Source organism: Paenibacillus sp. Marseille-Q7038 (genome assembly GCF_965111595.1).
Map to the genome: position 1 here is coordinate 258,617 of NZ_CBCOOM010000001.1, position 17,125 is coordinate 275,741.

Genomic DNA, 17,125 nt, shown 5'->3' on the forward strand with positions numbered 1-17,125 from the left:
AGAAAAAAACGCGAGATTATGCTGTTGTTGCGCTGTTTATATTCTATTTTAATAAAAGTCTACCTGTTTAATTGGTTTTATGATATAGTATGGATTATTATTAAAAGTCAACCTAGACGCAAAGACCTAGATTATGCAGATGCCATTCTTTTATTTGTTTTCCCTATTGGATTAATGGGGTATATATAGGATACATGACAGAAGCAATGACCGAGTCTGAACGTTAGAGTTCATTAGATGATGTGGAGGGAAATAGTTATCATGGAAACGTTGCAGGTTATTATCAACGTGGCAGTGATGTTGGTTCTTGTCGGCATCCTGTATCGCATGCAAAAGAAACACATTTCTTTTACGAAGCGAGTATTCACCGGCCTTGGTCTAGGACTGGTATTCGGAATTCTTCTTCAAGTTATATATGGAGCTACAACAGGAGTAGTAAAAACCAGTGTGGACTGGTTTAATATTATTGGGTCTGGATATGTCGGGCTCTTGCAGATGATTGTTACTCCGCTGATTATGGTATCTATTATTTCAGCAATCATGAATCTGAAGGGTAATCAGAATATTGGAAAAATGAGTGGTTCTATCATTGGAACACTTCTGATCACGACAGCAATCGCAGCAACAATCGGTATTGGAGTTACTCAAATGTTTGGTCTTGAGGCTATTAATATCGAGAAGGGGGAAGCGCAGCAAACTAGAGCAGATCGTCTGGAAGAACAGCTTGGCGATGTTCAGGATTTGTCCATTCCACAGCAGGTACTGGAATTTATTCCGACCAATCCTTTTGCTGACATGACTGGTGAACGTCGTACGTCAACCATTGCGGTCGTTATTTTCTCCGCATTTGTAGGTGCAGCTGTACTTGGACTGGATCGTAAGAAACCTGAACAAGCAGATACTTTCCGCAAACTGGTCAATTCGTTATACGCAGTTGTTATGCGAATTGTTACGTTAGTACTAAGACTGACACCATACGGAATCTTGGCCCTGATTACCAAGGTCACGGCAACAACGGATGCCCAGGAGATTCTAAAGCTTGGGGAATTCGTTATCGCATCGTATGTAGCACTAATTCTAATGTTTATCGTTCATTTGATTCTCGTAACTGTATTTGGATTTAATCCAATTGCTTATACGAAAAAAGTTATTTCGACTTTGATTTTCGCCTTTACTTCTCGTTCGAGTGCGGCATCAATTCCGCTGAATATTGAAACACAAACGAAGAAGCTTGGTGTATCCCAAGGGATAGCGAACTTGTCAGCTTCATTTGGTGCAACCATTGGTCAGAACGGATGCGCAGGGATTTATCCCGCCATGCTGGCTGTAATGATTGCTCCTACGGTTGGAGTAACGATGGATTGGCAGTTCTACGTGACATTGGTACTGGTTGTTATGATTAGTTCCTTCGGTGTTGCCGGTGTCGGCGGCGGAGCTACCTTTGCTTCTCTTATTGTTCTTTCTACGATGAATCTTCCTGTCGGTCTTGCCGGTCTTTTGATTTCCGTAGAGCCACTGATTGATATGGGACGTACTGCTCTTAATGTCAACGGTTCGATGACCGCAGGTCTCGTATCCAGTAAGATGCTGAAAGAAAACGATCAAGAAATTTTCGACAAAGCGAATTTTGATTTAGACTCAGCACACGAAGGATAAGCTGATTTACGATAAAATAAACCTGAAAAGGTGCCTCTTTTTATGAGCATGATACTCGTAAGAAGGGGCACCTTTTCATTTTCATATAACAGCTGAGCATATACTTGCAGATTAGCCGAGAATCTGAAGTTCTTTCGGGAAGCTAGTTAACAACTCAACGCCGTCCGCAGTCACAATCACTTCATCTTCAATCCGGACACCGCCGAGACCTGGGATATAAATACCGGGTTCGATGGTAAAGGCCATTCCTTCAGTCAACAATTCCTGATTCGCACCATGAACAGAAGGATATTCATGTACATCAATACCCAGGCCATGTCCAAGACGATGGAGGAAGCGATCACCATAGCCAGCATCAATCGTTACTTGTCTAGCAGCCAAATCAACCGAAGCTAAAGTGACGCCTGGTTTCACACTTTCAATTCCTTTTAGATTGGCCTCTAGCACGGTGTTATACACCTTTGTCTGTTCAGGAGACAGTTCTCCAAAAGCAAAGGTACGAGTGATATCAGAAGCATATCCATTGACATACACGCCCATATCAAACATCAGCAGGTCACCGTAAGCAAGTTTACGAGTGCCAGGCACACCATGAGGGAGTGCAGTGTTTGGTCCACTAAGAACCATCGTATCAAAAGAAGGGCCAGAAGCGCCGAGTTTCTTCATCTGATATTCCATTTCAGCAACGAGTTCAATCTCTGTTACGCCTTCTTTCACGTGAGTGAGTCCTCTACGAAGCACTTCTTCAATCACATTAGCGGCAACTTTCATACGTTCTACTTCATGAGGTGCTTTTCGAACACGCAGTTCACGTAGAAGAGGACCGATATCTGCAAAATTTTTGGCTTCCGCATATTGAACAAGTTCTTCATATCGGGACAAAGATAGATGATCTTTCTCGATGCCGAAACTGTTCATCGTACGAGGAAGGTATTTTTTTAAGATATGATAAGGATTATCTGTATCTTGATGAGTGACAATATTTTTCACAGTTGAAGCTGCTGAAGCTGCTTCTTCATCGAGGCTCGGTACGATCAAAGTGGGTTCTTCCCCTTGTACCAGAACAAGACCAAGGAAACGTTCATGAGGGTCACTTGCAAAACCGGTGAGGTAGTATACATGTTTTGGATCGGTAATAAGAACGCCGTCTAGTGCATGGGTGGTTATCGCTTGATTCAGTAATGAGATAGGTTGTTTTGTCATCATTCGTTACCGCCTTTTCTTTCAGTTTCAATTCTTATTATAAAGCTTCTCCACAAAAATCCCAAAAGGGAGAAAATATAAAAAGATCGATTCCTTATAATTCTATCACAGACCTCTTGTTAAATGGATTCGTAGTGCTTGATCACTTGTTTTCTTTTGTGGTTGGTTTCTTGTATGATGATACTAAGGCAGTCTGTTTCCACCCGAAAGGATGAATGGAATGAATACAAAAATAGCAATTGTTACCGGTGCCAATTCAGGAATGGGACTAGCCACTTCCATGGAACTCGCATTACAAGGTTACCATGTTGTGATGGCCTGCAGAAGTGAGGAGAGAGGACGTATTGCTCTGAAAGAAGCGATTACGGCCACGGGCTCAAAACAGATTGAATTAATGAAGCTGGATCTAGGATCTTTACATAGTATAAGGAGTTTTGTCTCCGAGTTTACAGCCAACCATCCTAAACTGGATGTTCTTATTAATAATGCAGGTGTTGTCTGTTTAAGAAGAGAAGAGACTTCGGATGGATTTGAAATGACACTCGGTGTAAATCATCTGGGACACTACTTATTAACGCGATTGCTGATTCCTTCTCTTAAGGCAGCAGCCGAAGCCCGAGTCATTAACGTTTCTTCAGGTGCTTATAAGGTTGGGAAGATTCACCGGGAAGACCCTAATTTGAAGAAACGTTATCATGTGATCAAAAGTTATTCGCAATCGAAACTTGCAAACATTTTGTTCACGAGAGAACTTGCTGAGCGCCTTCAAGAGACTCAAATAACCGTAAATGCACTGCATCCGGGAGCGGTTGGAACGAACATAGGAATTAATCGTACAACTGGATTTGGAACAGCCATTATGGCGATGGTGCGAAAAATCCCTTCATTCCTTACAGCGGAAGAAGGGGCAAGAACAGCGATTTATCTGGCAGTTCATCCCGAGGTAAGAGGGATTACAGGAGAATATTTTTATGAGCAAGAAATTCAGGAACTAAAGCTTAACGCGTTAGATAAGGACACTGCCGTATTTTTATGGAACTGGAGTGCAGAGCAGACGGGTCTGCCTATGGACATAGAGGAAAGCGATTAACGATGGTTGTCTCCTGAATTTCGTATTGATCATTCAAAGGTGATTCTGATAGTCTAGGGATTATATGTAGAATGTGAGATTGCCGGATGAATATAAAGTACTGGGCGTGGGGGAGACTGCACTTGAAGAAGCCAATGATTCAATTTAGTTATGCACAGCGGGATGATTTGCCTGATATTGTTGCTATTTATAATTCTACGATTGCTGGACGTATGGTGACAGCAGATTTGGAACCGGTTACGGTAGAGAGCCGTATTCCCTGGTTTGAAGAACATACACCAGACAAGCGCCCCTTATGGGTCATGAGAGTGGACGGAAAGATTGCAGGTTGGGTAAGTCTGAGTTCCTTCTATGGGAGACCGGCCTATGATGGTACAGCGGAAGTAAGTGTTTATGTGGGTGAAGCATACCGGGGAACTGGTGCAGGAAGCAGGCTCATGGAAAAAATCATTCAAGATTGTTCACGTCTTCAGGTGAACACCTTGCTCGGATTTGTATTCGGACATAATGAACCCAGCCTCCGGTTATTGCAAAAGTTTGGATTTGAACAGTGGGGATACTATCCCGAAGTCGCTGTACTTGATGGGATAAAGCGTGATCTTGCCATCCTTGGCAAGAAATTGGATACTTAAATAAGAAAACTCGCTCTTTCAATAAAGAAAGGCGAGTTTTTTTGTTATGACTTTACTTTTCGACGGAAGGCTTGGTTAAGCACTTCGGATAGAACCAGACCGACAGCAATGGTTCCTGCAAGAATCAGGGCTTTTGCTGCGTGTTCTACTGCTGTTGAATAATCATTTTGTACAAAATATCGCATGGCATTATAAGATAGGCCACCGGGGACAAGAGGAATGATGCCGGCTACGCTAAAAATAATGACAGGTTGTTTGTATTTTCGAGCAAAAAGTTGGCTCATAACGCCAATAACAACCGTTGCAGCGAGCGTAGCGGAAACCGCTTGGTATCCCGGTTCGATTACAAAATAAATAAGCCAGCTCAGCATGCCGACAGTACCGCACGGGATTAACATATTTTTAGGCGCGTTAAAAATCAGGCCGAATAGGAGAGAGGCAATAAAACTGGTAAGCCCCTGTTCGATGATAGGAATAAGCATAACACCGGAAAACCTCAACTTTCTTTTCATCACATATTTATAAAATAAGACAAACGATCAGTTGGTTTACATTAAGGTAAATACCACTGCAACCCCTGCCCCAATAGCGAAGGCTGTTAAAAAGGCATCCGCCCCTTTGGACAATCCCGACACGAGATGGCCTGCCATCAGATCCCGAATTGCATTGGTAATAGCAAGTCCCGGAACAAGAGGCATGACTGAGCCGATAATGATCTTGTCGAGCTCCTTACCCGCACCGATATAGACGAGAAACAGGGATAACAGTCCAATAATAAAGGAGGCAACGAACTCTGCAAAAAAGCGAACTTGTACAAGCCGATGAAATAAACTTACGGCAGCATATCCTGCTCCTCCGCAAAGAATGGCAGGTAAAAAATCAACCCATTGCCCTTGAAACATAATCGTGAAGCAACCACTTGCTAGTGCAGCAGCGGCCGTTCGCATCGGGACACTGAATTGAACGGAAGAACATTCAATTTCTTTTAATTTATGGTAAGCTTCGGAAGGATTCAGCTCTTGATTTCCAATCATTCTAGAAACGTGGTTGACAGCGGACACCTTCTGAAGATCGGTAGTGCGTTCTGATATTCGAATGATTTTGGCAGGACTGAGTGAATCCGTAGAGAAAAGAATTCCTGTTGGAGTTACATAACTATTGGAATTTGGCATTCCGTACGCGGAAGCAATTCGCATCATCGTATCCTCAACTCGGTAGGTTTCAGCCCCACTTTGAAGCATAATTTTTCCGGAAAGCAAACACACCTCGATAATTTTAATCGTTATGTCGTTCATGTCTGTCTTTATCGATGGTTCCACTTTGTCCAAAATCGTTCTCTCACTTTCTTTATGTAGGTTTGATTACACATTGTATCATAGTTTTTTCATTTTCCATAAGAAACTGAAAACTGCCAAAACGCCTGTGTCCTTTGCAATACCGATGGTGGGTATCGTGAAGAAAGCAGGCGTTACATACGTGCAATTCATGGAATTTACGAATGATAAATGAATAATAATTTATGAGTTATGAATGATCAATATTATACAGTACACGAGCGAGAATATCCTGACTATAGTTTCCGAAATTTTTACCATAGAGAGTGAGTCCTCGTTTGTTCGTGTTTCCTTCTGTTACGGCGATTCGAAGAAGAATGTCGCTCTTATAATGAAGACCAATATGGCTGAGTGTAACATCGGATATGCGGCAGCCATCAATAAAACTTCCTTCTTCATTAATTCGAATCAGCTTGAGCATGCCATATTGGTTCAGATGCGGCGGCCACCAATCTGGGTTAAAAGTACCTTTTGTATCACCGAAATCGCCAGGACTTGTCCAGCAACCGATCTCAATACCATTTACATAGAAATAAATATCAGAAGGGTAGTTATTGTTAAAACCCGGTGCCTCAGAGCTCAGCTCCATAGAGAATTGAATCTCGCTGAAGGTTTCATTGGATTTCAAGTAGTTTGGAATCCGGTATTCCAGAAATCCTTCTGACAGCCAGATGAGTTCAGCATCGATTCGCATCGGATCTGCGAAATAACGAGGTTCATCAAAATCACCCACAATGCTGTCCTTTGTAGCTAGGCCGCAGGTAGGAACCGCATAGTAATTGCTGAAATGGCCAACTTTAACCTCTACCTCATAGCGGTTATGGACTTCTTGGCTTCGAAGATCCACCATCAGCTTATCTTCATTCAAATAACAGATCTTTTGAATTCCGTGTTTACCTACGGCCGTGTTGATATTAATAAGGCCACTCTCCTCTAACTTTTTGATATGCATCGTTACGGCTCCGTTCGTAAGCTGAAGCCGATTTGCGATATCGTTAAGGTTAAGGCTTTGATGATGAGACAACATTTCTATAATTTGAATTCGAACTTCCGAACTAAGCGCTTTGAAGATAGGGACCCCAGACATTAAATCTTTTATATAGATCATGATAAAATCCTTTCCCGGCAATGAAAAAGACTGCATCTGCGGTCTCATTTTCATTACGAGTTTAGTTGAAATAACTTTAAAGAGATGAAAATCAATATAGTAGTAATCATACAATAGATCGCAACATAAAAGAAATAACGGAAGAAACGTTATCCCACAAGGGATAGATCGTTACAAAGCTGCTTACTTCATCATATTCTAATCGATGAAAAAGTTAGGAACAACCATTATTTAAAAATTCAAAATAAGGAAAAAATACCCTTGTTATAAAATGAAAACGCTTTTATAATCTGAGAAGCCTAAACTATTTTATACAAACGGAAAGTAAAAATAGGTTAGTCCAATCATATGAAGGTGGTGTAATGATGAAAAAAGGGAAGAAATGGTTAGTTGCAGGTATACTCGCAGGTTCGCTACTTGGTCTGAGCTCCACAAGTTTTGCTGCATTCTGGAATGTAACAGGAGATACGGGTGTTCATGATCCTAGTATCATCAAGGAAGGAAACAGTTGGTATACTTTTTCTACAGGTCAAGGGATTCAGGTGTTAAAATCGGATAATGGTACTCAGTGGTACCGGGTTCCGCAGATTTTTCTGACTCCGCCTTCATGGTGGAAGACCTATGTCCCGAACCAAACTACGAATGACGTATGGGCTCCCGACATTCAGGAGTACAACGGCAGAGTATGGCTGTATTATTCCATTTCTTCTTTTGGTTCTAATCAGTCTGCAATCGGTCTAGCTTCTGCTACTAGCATAGGTGCAGGGCAATGGAGAGATGATGGACTCGTACTTAGAACAACAACATCTAACAATTATAACGCAATTGATCCGAACTTGGTTATAGATGCTGCTGGTGACCCTTGGCTGGTGTTCGGTTCTTACTGGAGTGGAATTAAGCTAACGAAGATTGATAAGAATACGATGAAGCCAACAGGCAGCATCACATCCATTGCAGCAAGACCTTCGAACTCCGGAGCGATTGAGGGACCGAGTATAGTATACCGAAACGGATATTATTATCTTTTTGCTTCCATCGACAGTTGTTGCCAGGGTGTGAATAGTACGTACAAGATGGTATACGGACGTTCTAAAAATATTACCGGTCCATTTGTTGATAAGAATGGGGTAGATATGCTGAATGGCGGGGGAACAATACTTGATTCTGGAAATAATAAATGGATAGGTCCAGGCGGACAAGACATTTACGGCACGAATATCATTGCCAGACATGCTTACGATGCAGAAGATAACGGAAATCCTAAACTGCTGATTAGTGATCTGAATTGGGACTCGAATGGATGGCCGACATACTAAATTCACTGTTTTTCATCCTTGTGTTTATATTTATGTAAAGTGATTTAAAAAAACGTTGAACAGTCTTCTAATATTTGTTACATTATAAAAACAAACAAAGTGAATTACACATTGTTATATTTTATAGGACCTAGAAGTTCTAGGCCTATTTGAGAGCTTGTAAGATGCCTTCTCCACGAGACCGATGTATACGTTTACAGCAGTTAAGGGAGAAGGCTTTTTTAAGATATGGGGAAGAGTACTCTATATTCCGTGTCCGCTTCCTTATATCTCAAGAAATAACCTTACAAGATGGTATACACAATATTTACGAGGAGAGATATAAACTATGAGTTTACAACAGAATCCTATGCAGTGGAATAATCCAGTCGTGGCCCAGCGTGCAGATCCTTGGGTATACTTGCATGAGGACGGTTATTACTATTTTACAGGTTCAGTTCCTTCCTATGACCGAATTGAGGTGCGACGTGCAAGAACGCTTGCTGAGCTAGCTGGAGCAGAACCCGTTGTAGCATGGAGAAAATATGAAGCAGGACCGATGAGCAAAAATATTTGGGCACCAGAAATCCATTATATTGATGGAAAATGGTATATCTATTTTGCGGCAGGTCAAGCAAGAGAAGGAGAAGTAGATCACTCTTTCCGTCACCGTATGTATGTTCTTGAGAACGAATCTCCAAATCCACTCGAAGGAACATGGGTAGAGAAGGGGCAGGTTATGACCGAGTGGGATAGCTTCGCACTGGACGCCACTTCTTTTGAACATCGAGGTAGAAGATACTACGTATGGGCACAACAAGATCCAAATATTAAAGGGAATTCGAACCTCTACATATCCGAAATGGAAAATCCATGGACGCTTAAAGGCAAGCAAGCAATGATTACCACACCGGAGTATGACTGGGAAGTCATTGGGTTTCTAGTGAATGAGGGAGCAGCTGTACTGAAGAAGAATGGTAAAATATTTATCAGCTATTCAGCCAGCGCTACAGATCATAACTACAAGATGGGTCTTCTTACTGCTTCTGAAGATGCAGACCTGCTCGATCCAGCTTCTTGGATCAAGAACAAGGAACCTGTTTTTGAAACGAGTGAGGCGAACGGACAATATGGCCCAGGCCACAATAGCTTCACAACCTCTCCCGATGGAGAGACGGATATTGTTATCTACCATTCAAGAACATACAAAGAGACGGTTGGTGACCCGCTGTATGATGGAAATCGTCATGCAAGAGCGCAAATTATCACCTGGAACGAAGATGGTACGCCTAATTTTGGTACACCTGTTGCAGATGGTCCTATTACTCTACAACAAAAAGAGCTTGTTAAAGGCTAATACAGAAGATACACAAGACAAAAAGAGGACTCTTATCCGAAACATCGGACGGGAGTCCTCTTCATTTTATTCAGAAGAGACTTTTATAGCTTGGGTACCACGAGATCTGAGCCATACACAGCCACCCACTGATTCATAAAATTCCATCGGCCTTCTTTGTAAGTAAGAACATTCTGAACATATCCGAACCGATCTGCATTATACTGCCCCATAATTCCTTGGAAGATAAGAAGTTCATAGACACCATTCTGATCAAAATCCACCGGATATACCCCGCTTACGGGCAAGACGTCGCCTTGCAAAGGTTGCCTCAGTTTACCATTCTCGTTATAAAGATCAGATAAGTAGTCGCTTCCGCGGGAGGAGATATCAATAAGATACGATTGCCGGTTATTTAGGCTTGTTACCCGAACCCGGTAATAATCAAGGTATTCTACTGTGTATTTCTGCTCTTCGTTATATGGATTAGTATCAAAAAGAGTACGAAGCACCGCCTCTTTATAAGTATAGAGGAAGTTATATGTCATTGCCCCCGACCCTCCGGATTGAATGGAGATAAATAGATCCGGTATTCCATCCCCTGTAAAATCTCCGGCAAAGAGAGTAGGGCTGTAACCGGACTTTTCAGGGAGAGGAAAAGAGGTTTCTGCTCCCGTGCTGCCATTTTGAATAAGTAAAGTAATATCCGTTACATATTCGCTGTCAGGTGCGCTTTTATTCCAAGCTAGTCTTGCGGTATCGACCGTGCCATCTCCGGTAAAGTCACCGGTAACGATCGGAGATTCATGCTCAAATGGGGCACGTTCGTTACGAAAATTTCGAAGAATGTAAGTATAAGTGGGATACGGAGATAAGATGGTCTGACTGCATGGCTGAAAACCTGCGCGGTAGCAATGTGTGGGTGCGTAGAAGTATGCATTAGGATGTATCATCATATAGAGGATCCTCCATCTTTTTTACAACAGCCTATGTTAGAACTTCAAGATGGGTGAATGCCCTGGTGATTAAAATGTTTTTATTTGTATTTATTGGTTATTTATATTGTAGCACAGTAGCACAATTACCTCGTGATGTTACTCGAACTCAAGATGTTTCTATTGTTTTTCTTATGAATCCAAATTACAGGAGTTAAGCTCATGAAGAAAATTCTGCTTTTATGCGTACTGATGATCTTTGTCACAGGATGTACTTCAGATAATCCAGAAAAGGCAACAAATCATATATTAAAAGATCAAGAAAATGGTGTATCCGTTATCGTCTTCACAAACGAATCGTTGGAAGATTCTTATAGAAAAACATTACAGAAGAATATAGACTATATTAATAATAATCTGAAAATGGATAAACCTATTTTACATGTTTCGTTTATTAATGTAGAACAAGACGAGCGATATGACTATGAAACGATATTTGAATTAAAAACATATCCCCAAATCTTACTCTTTGAGAATGATGAATTGATTCTGAAGACGAATGACCCGGATGAGCTTGTTCAGTATTATGAAAATGAGCCAATAGGGAAATAGATGAAGAATCCTTTAGTTTAACATATTTTAAAATAAAAAAAGAGAGAACTCGGAAATGGAAACTGTCCCGGGACTCTCTTTTTGTTTTATGAAAGTTTAAAATGAATGATTACACACCCGAATATGCATTAAAACCGCCGTCTACCGGAATCACGGTTCCTGTCACAAAACTAGCTGCATTCGGATCGGCAAGCCAGAGCAGTGTACCAAGTAAATCTTCGGGTTTACCAAATCTTCGCATCGGCGTATGAGAGATGATTTTGTGGGAACGTTCCGTAAGGCTTCCGTCTTCGTTAAGCAACAGTTTCTCGTTCTGTTCCGTAAGATAGAATCCGGGTGCGATAGCATTCACGCGAATGCCTGCTTCTGCGAGATGAACGGCCAGCCATTCTGTGAAGTTGCTGATAGCCGCTTTGGCGGCACTGTATGCAGGAACTTTTGTCATAGGGGAGTAGGCACTCATAGAAGAGATATTAATAATACTCGTTCCTTCTTTGCCTAGCATTTGTTTGGTGAAAACTTGGCTAGGGATTAGCGTACCGACGATATTGAGATCAAATACACCTCGAAATCCTTCTACTTTCATATCAAAAAAAGAAATCGTATCTTGCCGGTCTACATCTTCCGGCTGGAAGATCTCATTCGTAGTAATGGCGGTTGGGCGATTTCCGCCGGCACCGTTAATAAGAATGTCGCAAAGACCGAGCTGTGAAGCCACCTGATCTGCTGCTTCTACTACACTCGCTTCATTCGTTACATCACAAGCGATGGAGATCGCTGATCCGCCGGCTTCGGTAATAGACTGAGCGACTTCCGCTCCTTTTTCGGCGGTACGGTTCAGAATTGCTATTTTTGCTCCTTGTCTTGCTAATTCTTCAGCCATGACACGGCATAATACACCTGAGCCTCCAGTAATGACAACAACTTTATCTTGGAGGGCAGTGTGATGGGGTTGCGGATGCAGCGTACTCATACCTTGCTCACCTCTTTTTTGGAAGATTGGTTCTCTTGCACTCGGTTATAGGCGTCCCATAGACCCCATAAGTACATAATACCGAGCGCACGATCGTAAAGTCCATATCCGGGTCGGCACTGTTCCTTCCAGATTTGTCTTCCATGGTCTGGACGAGCGTATCCGGTAAAACCGATGTCGTGATAGGCCTGAACAATACCCGTAATATCTACTGTACCGTCGATTGTGCGGTGAGAAGTTTCGATAAAGTCACCATTATCAAATACTCTGATATTCCGAATATGAGCAAAAGCGATGCGCTCTTTAAATTCATAGATCATAGAGACAATGTCATTGGCGGGATTCGCTCCAAGAGAACCACTGCACAGCGTAATACTGTTGGCGGGACTGTCATAGAGGGAGAGAAACCGTCTTATATTAGACTGGCTGGTAATAAGGCGCGGCAAACCAAAAATAGGCCAAGGGGGATCGTCTGGATGAATTGCCATTCGAATACCATGTGCCTCTGCTACCGGTATAATCTCCTCAAGAAAATAGGAAAGGTGATTCCATAAATCTTCTTCCGTTACGTTCCGGTAAGCTTCGAACAGGTCTGTTAAATGGGCAAGCCGTTCCGGTTCCCATCCAGGCATGGTGAGCGTCGTATCTTGCGTAATCTGCTGGACGAGATCAAAGGGATCTTGTCCTTCAATTCTTGATTTTTCATAGAATAGAGCGGTGGAACCATCAGGACCTGCTTTGAATAAATCAGTTCGCAGCCAGTCAAAAACGGGCATGAAGTTATAACATATCACTTTCACGCCAACATGAGCGAGCTTTACGATCGTTTTCTTGTAATTCTCAATATAAAGGTCACGAGAAGGAAGTCCAAGTTTAATATCCTCATGGATGTTTACGCTTTCAACAACCTCTAAATGAAGTCCGAACTCATCAGCCTGAGATTTGATTTCTTCCATCCGTTCTTTAGGCCACTCTTCACCAACAGGTATGTCATGCAGGGCCCATACAATACCTTCTACCCCAGGGATTTGTCTGATTTGCTCAAGTGATACGGTATCATTGCCGAGACCAAAATAACGGAATACCATCTTCATTCGGGAGCAGCCACCTTTCTTCAAGTACATGATAAAAATGCATATGTATCACGTAAAAACTTCTCATTTCTTCATCATACTACCATACTTGTATGGTAGTATGAAAGGAGTAATTCCAAATTATATCCATTTATCTAATTACAGTCATAAAAATAGACAGAGGAGTGATGAAGTATGCCATTATCCCGAATAAGTAAGGAAGTAGATATAAACCGAAGTGGAGAGCAGGATATAGGAACGGTCATGAAAGCTGCTGTTATGAATAAGCCCGGAAACATAGAGATAAGGGAACTTCCCGTTCCTGAGCTTGGCCCTGATGAAGTGTTGGTTAAAATCATGGCCGTTGGTATATGCGGCTCAGATCTTCATTACTATGAACACGGGAGAATTGGGCGTTATGTTGTAGAGAAGCCCATCATCCTTGGTCATGAATGTGCGGGAATCATCGCGAGAATAGGGGAGAACGTGACCCGTGTTCAAGCGGGAGACCGTGTAGCTATTGAACCTGGTGTGACGTGTGGCCGCTGCCGTTACTGCAAGGAAGGCAGATACAACTTGTGTCCTGAGGTTCAGTTTCTAGCGACGCCTCCGGTAGATGGCGCTTTTGTACAATATCTCGCTATTCGTGAAGACTTTGTGTTCCACATCCCAGATGAGCTTTCTTTCGAAGAAGCTGCACTGGTGGAGCCATTCTCAGTCGGTATCCATGCCGCGTCACGCTGTAAACTCAGCCCAGGTTCCACCGTTGCGATTATGGGAATGGGCCCGGTCGGGCTGATGGCAGTGGCAGCTGCCAAATCATATGGAGCAAGCCGAATAATCGTCTCCGATCTGGAACAGATTCGTTTGGATGCTGCAATAAGAATGGGAGCAACGGAAGCGATCCATGCAGTAAAAGAAGATACGGATGCTAGAATTCGTGAGATCACAGAAGGTGTAGGCGTGGATGCAGCTTGGGAAACAGCGGGCAGCCCCCGAGCCTTGCAATCTGCGCTTACTTCTCTTCGGCGTGGAGGGAAGCTGGTGATTGTAGGGCTACCTGCACAAGATGAAATTCCACTGAACGTACCGTTTATTGCAGATAACGAGATTGATATTTATGGGGTATTCCGTTATGCCAATACGTATCCGGATGGCATTCGTTTTCTGGCAAAAGGAGATATCCCTGCAAGTACGCTCATAACAGACCGGTATCCACTTGAGCAGACACAAGAAGCCTTGGAAAGAGCCATTCATAACAAGAGTGGCAGTTTGAAAGTAGTTGTTTATCCTAACGGAATGTAGATGCGGAATGGATGGTTGTGATTTTCAAGGTGTCGGTGCCGCTAATAAAGGAGATATAGTTGTTAACTATTAAATTCATAGGAAACAGGTATTTAATCCAATATGATCTGCTGTGCCATAATGGCTGTAGGTTCTTCTATAGATGAAGGAGATGAGGTCAGGATGGTACAACGAAAAAGTGCGGAACAGTCATGGGCATCTGATCATTACGATCAAAAACTTTCTTTTGTATCAGAGATGGGCAGAGGAGTGATCGATTTACTTGAACCAGCCGAAGGGGAACGAATTCTCGATCTTGGTTGTGGAACGGGTGATCTAACACAAGAGATTGCTGCAAGCAGAGCGCTGGTAACGGGGATGGATCTCTCCCCTTCGATGCTGGAAAAAGCACGGATTAAATATCCTAATCTGAATTTTGTAGAAGGGAATGCGGAGCGTTTTACGGTACAAGAGCCTTTGGATGCTATATTCTCCAACGCTGCCCTGCACTGGATGAAGAATGCGGAAGAGGTGGTCCAGTGTGTCCATGATGCACTGCGCCCCGGAGGCAGATTTGTAGCTGAATTCGGAGGACAACATAATGTAGGGACCGTAGTTCAGGCGATCAGCGAGGTGCTGAAGGAGCAGGGGATCGATGCTGCATCAGTAAACCCTTGGTATTTTCCGAGTATTGGAGAGTATAGCACTCTTCTTGAAAAACACGGATTTCGGGTTACGTATGCGCTGCATTTTGATAGACCTACACCGATGATAGACGGAGAGGCAGGGCTTAGGCACTGGCTGAATGGATTTGCAAGCCCCTTCTTCACAGATGCTTCACCCGAGTTCTTAAGTAGGGCTTATGATGAGATAGCTGAGCGAACAAAATCTAATCTTTATCATGACGGGACTTGGTACGTTGATTACATGCGTCTTCGTATAAGAGCAATCAAAATATAAAATAATTCAGGATGAGTAATGGCAAGCTACCTTTACACCGTTCTGTGACTAATCTTTGAATCATGCTTCAAGAAGCCGCGGAAAGTGTATAAAAGAATAACGGGATATTGTCCCACAGAGAGGAGCTTAGCTATGTATGATATTTTACCTGGAGAAAATGAATTCTATGTGGATCAAAATGGAGAAAAGGCAGCCAGCATTGGCTTTATCCCTCGCGGTAAGGATTCAGAAGGTTATGAAGTGATCGACGTAGATCATACCTCTGTATCTGATCAGCTGCAAGGAAAAGGGGTTGGCGGAGCTTTGGTGAAGAGAATCGTAGAACATGCAAGAGAAAATAATCTGCGTATTGTACCTTCTTGTCCTTTTGCAGAAAGCACGATCCGTAAACATCCTGAGTATCAAGATGTTCTAGCGAAACAGTAGTCGCTAATTATAGATGGATTTTAAAAAGACCTGGTTTGATTTCCACTGTACGTATACGTGTAAGGTATACTCGCAGCGGGAAGATACCCAGGTCTTTTGTATTTTTATGCTTGTACCTGAGATTCCCATTCATCACGCAGCATACTCATCAGAATCAGGTCATAAGCCTTACCTCCGCGAAGTACAGAAGCACGCTTTCTGCCTTCCTCTACAAACCCTGCCTTTTTATATGCATGATAAGCTACTTCGTTATAAGAGATAACTTCAAGGCCGACCCGGTTTAAGTTAAGTTCGTGGAAAGCGTAGCGTAAGATAATCTTCAGTGCATCGCTGCCGTAACCTTTTCCCCGATCTTTTGCTTTACCGATGCCGATAGCAAGTTTTGCAGCCTGGTTATTCCATTCAATGCTGTGCAGGGCCACAAATCCGATCAGACGATCTTCATCAATGGTGCGCAGCATAAATTCTACACCGTTCTCTATCTTTGCGCTTTTTGGGCCCGCTTCTGCTACGGTTTGCGGAACGGCATAATCGGTATCTAGGTTACGCATATAATCGTAATCTTCTGTATAAGCGGCTAAGGTCTGAGCATCTTGCTGGATCGCGGCTGCGAGGCGAACCTTGCTGCCATGAAACCAATTGGGATTAGTCGTTGTTTCCAAGGGGGATGGTACACTCCTTTAATATCAAGTTCGTCTATGTACATTATAGCGGGTATTCATATAAATATCTTCCATATAAAGCTTGTCAGTTTAAGTCTAAGCCGTTATCGTTATACTAGATTCAAGTGAAGTACCGATGATTAAGAAATGAATGGAGATATAAAATGACAAGCATGAACACAAATCAGGCAGCAAGTTTACTTGAGAAATGGATTGTTTTTCTCGATATGGATAATCCGAAGGCATGGGACAAGGACGAATACAGCTACATCAAAGACAGTTGTAAAATGATTCGATCTTCCGTAAGTTGCCTGCGAGGTAAAAGTCAGGGGAAAGGACCTTCCCGCAGGGAACTTTCTGAACTTATGGAAGAGTTTATTGAAGAGATTGCTCTGGATGACCCGAATGAATGGGAAAAGGAAAATAAGGATTTTGTGAGTGAAGTGCTGGAAGCAGCGCGATTCACGGTGAAGTTTCTACGTCAGAAATAGCTGAATACGTAAAGAAAGGGATCGCGTTTATATAAACGTAATCCCTTTTTTGATG

18 protein-coding genes are annotated in these 17,125 nt (G+C 42.6%); 10 read left to right on the plus strand and 8 right to left on the minus strand.

Annotated elements, in window-relative coordinates:
* Window positions 1-261: 261 nt before the first annotated feature.
* Complete coding sequence (locus ACWPWY_RS01270; protein ID WP_454190040.1) at window positions 262-1,656, plus strand: L-cystine transporter; 1,395 nt, start codon at window positions 262-264, stop codon at window positions 1,654-1,656.
* A gap of 111 nt (window positions 1,657-1,767) precedes the next feature.
* On the opposite strand, the gene ACWPWY_RS01275 is transcribed toward ACWPWY_RS01270, so the two are convergent.
* A complete protein-coding gene (locus tag ACWPWY_RS01275; RefSeq protein ID WP_454192757.1) occupies window positions 1,768-2,859 on the minus strand; it encodes a M24 family metallopeptidase in 1,092 nt (363 codons plus the stop codon).
* 220 nt (window positions 2,860-3,079) lie between these two features.
* Between ACWPWY_RS01275 and ACWPWY_RS01280 the strand changes: the two genes are divergently transcribed.
* Together ACWPWY_RS01280 and ACWPWY_RS01285 are read left to right on the plus strand one after the other, a co-directional pair.
* Entirely contained in the window at window positions 3,080-3,949 is an 870-nt protein-coding gene (locus tag ACWPWY_RS01280) for an SDR family oxidoreductase (protein WP_454190041.1), read from the plus strand.
* A gap of 134 nt (window positions 3,950-4,083) precedes the next feature.
* Window positions 4,084-4,581 carry an N-acetyltransferase family protein gene (locus ACWPWY_RS01285; protein ID WP_454192758.1) on the plus strand — a complete coding sequence of 166 codons (498 nt, stop codon included), beginning with the start codon at window positions 4,084-4,086 and terminating at the stop codon, window positions 4,579-4,581.
* A gap of 44 nt (window positions 4,582-4,625) precedes the next feature.
* Here ACWPWY_RS01285 and ACWPWY_RS01290 read toward each other — a convergent pair whose 3' ends face one another.
* The 3 genes from ACWPWY_RS01290 to ACWPWY_RS01300 all read right to left on the minus strand — a co-directional run bounded on the left by ACWPWY_RS01290 (window position 4,626) and on the right by ACWPWY_RS01300 (window position 7,023).
* Window positions 4,626-5,063 (minus strand): threonine/serine exporter family protein, encoded by a 438-nt coding sequence (locus ACWPWY_RS01290; RefSeq protein WP_285746938.1) that lies wholly within the window; start codon window positions 5,061-5,063, stop codon window positions 4,626-4,628.
* 66 nt (window positions 5,064-5,129) lie between these two features.
* Window positions 5,130-5,876 (minus strand): threonine/serine exporter family protein, encoded by a 747-nt coding sequence (locus ACWPWY_RS01295; protein ID WP_454192759.1) that lies wholly within the window; start codon window positions 5,874-5,876, stop codon window positions 5,130-5,132.
* Window positions 5,877-6,105: 229 nt separating this feature from the next.
* Window positions 6,106-7,023, minus strand: a complete 918-nt coding sequence (locus ACWPWY_RS01300) for an ArsR/SmtB family transcription factor (RefSeq protein WP_191797318.1) — start codon at window positions 7,021-7,023, stop codon at window positions 6,106-6,108.
* Between the two features lie 365 nt (window positions 7,024-7,388).
* Between ACWPWY_RS01300 and ACWPWY_RS01305 the strand changes: the two genes are divergently transcribed.
* Both ACWPWY_RS01305 and ACWPWY_RS01310 read left to right on the plus strand, forming a co-directional pair.
* Window positions 7,389-8,339 (plus strand): glycoside hydrolase family 43 protein, encoded by a 951-nt coding sequence (locus ACWPWY_RS01305; RefSeq protein ID WP_454192760.1) that lies wholly within the window; start codon window positions 7,389-7,391, stop codon window positions 8,337-8,339.
* 328 nt (window positions 8,340-8,667) lie between these two features.
* A complete protein-coding gene (locus tag ACWPWY_RS01310) occupies window positions 8,668-9,675 on the plus strand; it encodes a glycoside hydrolase family 43 protein (protein ID WP_454190042.1) in 1,008 nt (335 codons plus the stop codon).
* Between the two features lie 83 nt (window positions 9,676-9,758).
* Here ACWPWY_RS01310 and ACWPWY_RS01315 read toward each other — a convergent pair whose 3' ends face one another.
* Window positions 9,759-10,610 carry a VCBS repeat-containing protein gene (locus ACWPWY_RS01315; protein WP_454190043.1) on the minus strand — a complete coding sequence of 284 codons (852 nt, stop codon included), beginning with the start codon at window positions 10,608-10,610 and terminating at the stop codon, window positions 9,759-9,761.
* Window positions 10,611-10,811: 201 nt separating this feature from the next.
* On the opposite strand from ACWPWY_RS01315, the gene ACWPWY_RS01320 reads away from it, so the two are divergent.
* On the plus strand, window positions 10,812-11,201 hold the full coding sequence (locus ACWPWY_RS01320) for a hypothetical protein (protein ID WP_454190044.1): 390 nt from the start codon (window positions 10,812-10,814) through the stop codon (window positions 11,199-11,201).
* A 109-nt stretch (window positions 11,202-11,310) separates the two neighbouring features.
* Here ACWPWY_RS01320 and ACWPWY_RS01325 read toward each other — a convergent pair whose 3' ends face one another.
* Both ACWPWY_RS01325 and uxuA read right to left on the minus strand, forming a co-directional pair.
* The gene (locus ACWPWY_RS01325; RefSeq protein WP_454190045.1) at window positions 11,311-12,174 is read right to left on the minus strand and encodes an SDR family oxidoreductase; all 864 of its coding nucleotides are present in this window, start codon (window positions 12,172-12,174) and stop codon (window positions 11,311-11,313) included.
* Window positions 12,171-13,268, minus strand: a complete 1,098-nt coding sequence (uxuA, locus tag ACWPWY_RS01330) for a mannonate dehydratase (protein ID WP_454190046.1) — start codon at window positions 13,266-13,268, stop codon at window positions 12,171-12,173. Before uxuA ends, ACWPWY_RS01325 begins: the two co-directional genes overlap by 4 nt.
* A gap of 243 nt (window positions 13,269-13,511) precedes the next feature.
* Here uxuA and ACWPWY_RS01335 point away from each other — a divergent pair, with 243 nt between their 5' ends.
* From ACWPWY_RS01335 to ACWPWY_RS01345, 3 genes are all read left to right on the plus strand, one after another.
* Window positions 13,512-14,552, plus strand: coding sequence for an NAD(P)-dependent alcohol dehydrogenase (locus ACWPWY_RS01335; protein ID WP_454192761.1), 1,041 nt, complete (start codon window positions 13,512-13,514; stop codon window positions 14,550-14,552).
* 162 nt (window positions 14,553-14,714) lie between these two features.
* Complete coding sequence (locus ACWPWY_RS01340; protein WP_454190047.1) at window positions 14,715-15,491, plus strand: class I SAM-dependent methyltransferase; 777 nt, start codon at window positions 14,715-14,717, stop codon at window positions 15,489-15,491.
* A 132-nt stretch (window positions 15,492-15,623) separates the two neighbouring features.
* Window positions 15,624-15,917, plus strand: a complete 294-nt coding sequence (locus ACWPWY_RS01345; protein WP_454190048.1) for a GNAT family N-acetyltransferase — start codon at window positions 15,624-15,626, stop codon at window positions 15,915-15,917.
* 104 nt (window positions 15,918-16,021) lie between these two features.
* On the opposite strand, the gene ACWPWY_RS01350 is transcribed toward ACWPWY_RS01345, so the two are convergent.
* The gene (locus ACWPWY_RS01350) at window positions 16,022-16,579 is read right to left on the minus strand and encodes a GNAT family N-acetyltransferase (RefSeq protein ID WP_454190049.1); all 558 of its coding nucleotides are present in this window, start codon (window positions 16,577-16,579) and stop codon (window positions 16,022-16,024) included.
* Window positions 16,580-16,743: 164 nt separating this feature from the next.
* Between ACWPWY_RS01350 and ACWPWY_RS01355 the strand changes: the two genes are divergently transcribed.
* Window positions 16,744-17,070: a hypothetical protein gene (locus tag ACWPWY_RS01355; RefSeq protein WP_213533399.1), complete on the plus strand. Its 327-nt coding sequence runs from the start codon at window positions 16,744-16,746 to the stop codon at window positions 17,068-17,070.
* Window positions 17,071-17,125 lie beyond the last annotated feature (55 nt).

Bases quoted from the DNA above. Each gene is read 5' to 3' on its own strand.
- ACWPWY_RS01340 (WP_454190047.1), top strand. From the start codon at position 14,715: ATGGTACAACGAAAAAGTGCGGAACAGTCATGGGCATCTGATCATTAC.
- ACWPWY_RS01310 (WP_454190042.1), top strand. From the start codon at position 8,668: ATGAGTTTACAACAGAATCCTATGCAGTGGAATAATCCAGTCGTGGCC.
- ACWPWY_RS01305 (WP_454192760.1), top strand. From the start codon at position 7,389: ATGAAAAAAGGGAAGAAATGGTTAGTTGCAGGTATACTCGCAGGTTCG.
- ACWPWY_RS01335 (WP_454192761.1), top strand. From the start codon at position 13,512: ATGAAAGCTGCTGTTATGAATAAGCCCGGAAACATAGAGATAAGGGAA.
- ACWPWY_RS01345 (WP_454190048.1), top strand. From the start codon at position 15,624: ATGTATGATATTTTACCTGGAGAAAATGAATTCTATGTGGATCAAAAT.
- ACWPWY_RS01285 (WP_454192758.1), top strand. From the start codon at position 4,084: ATGATTCAATTTAGTTATGCACAGCGGGATGATTTGCCTGATATTGTT.
- ACWPWY_RS01300 (WP_191797318.1), bottom strand. From the start codon at position 7,023: ATGATCTATATAAAAGATTTAATGTCTGGGGTCCCTATCTTCAAAGCG.
- ACWPWY_RS01270 (WP_454190040.1), top strand. From the start codon at position 262: ATGGAAACGTTGCAGGTTATTATCAACGTGGCAGTGATGTTGGTTCTT.
- uxuA (WP_454190046.1), bottom strand. From the start codon at position 13,268: ATGAAGATGGTATTCCGTTATTTTGGTCTCGGCAATGATACCGTATCA.
- ACWPWY_RS01315 (WP_454190043.1), bottom strand. From the start codon at position 10,610: ATGATGATACATCCTAATGCATACTTCTACGCACCCACACATTGCTAC.
- ACWPWY_RS01320 (WP_454190044.1), top strand. From the start codon at position 10,812: ATGAAGAAAATTCTGCTTTTATGCGTACTGATGATCTTTGTCACAGGA.
- ACWPWY_RS01290 (WP_285746938.1), bottom strand. From the start codon at position 5,063: ATGCTTATTCCTATCATCGAACAGGGGCTTACCAGTTTTATTGCCTCT.
- ACWPWY_RS01355 (WP_213533399.1), top strand. From the start codon at position 16,744: ATGACAAGCATGAACACAAATCAGGCAGCAAGTTTACTTGAGAAATGG.
- ACWPWY_RS01280 (WP_454190041.1), top strand. From the start codon at position 3,080: ATGAATACAAAAATAGCAATTGTTACCGGTGCCAATTCAGGAATGGGA.
- ACWPWY_RS01325 (WP_454190045.1), bottom strand. From the start codon at position 12,174: ATGAGTACGCTGCATCCGCAACCCCATCACACTGCCCTCCAAGATAAA.
- ACWPWY_RS01295 (WP_454192759.1), bottom strand. From the start codon at position 5,876: ATGAACGACATAACGATTAAAATTATCGAGGTGTGTTTGCTTTCCGGA.
- ACWPWY_RS01275 (WP_454192757.1), bottom strand. From the start codon at position 2,859: ATGACAAAACAACCTATCTCATTACTGAATCAAGCGATAACCACCCAT.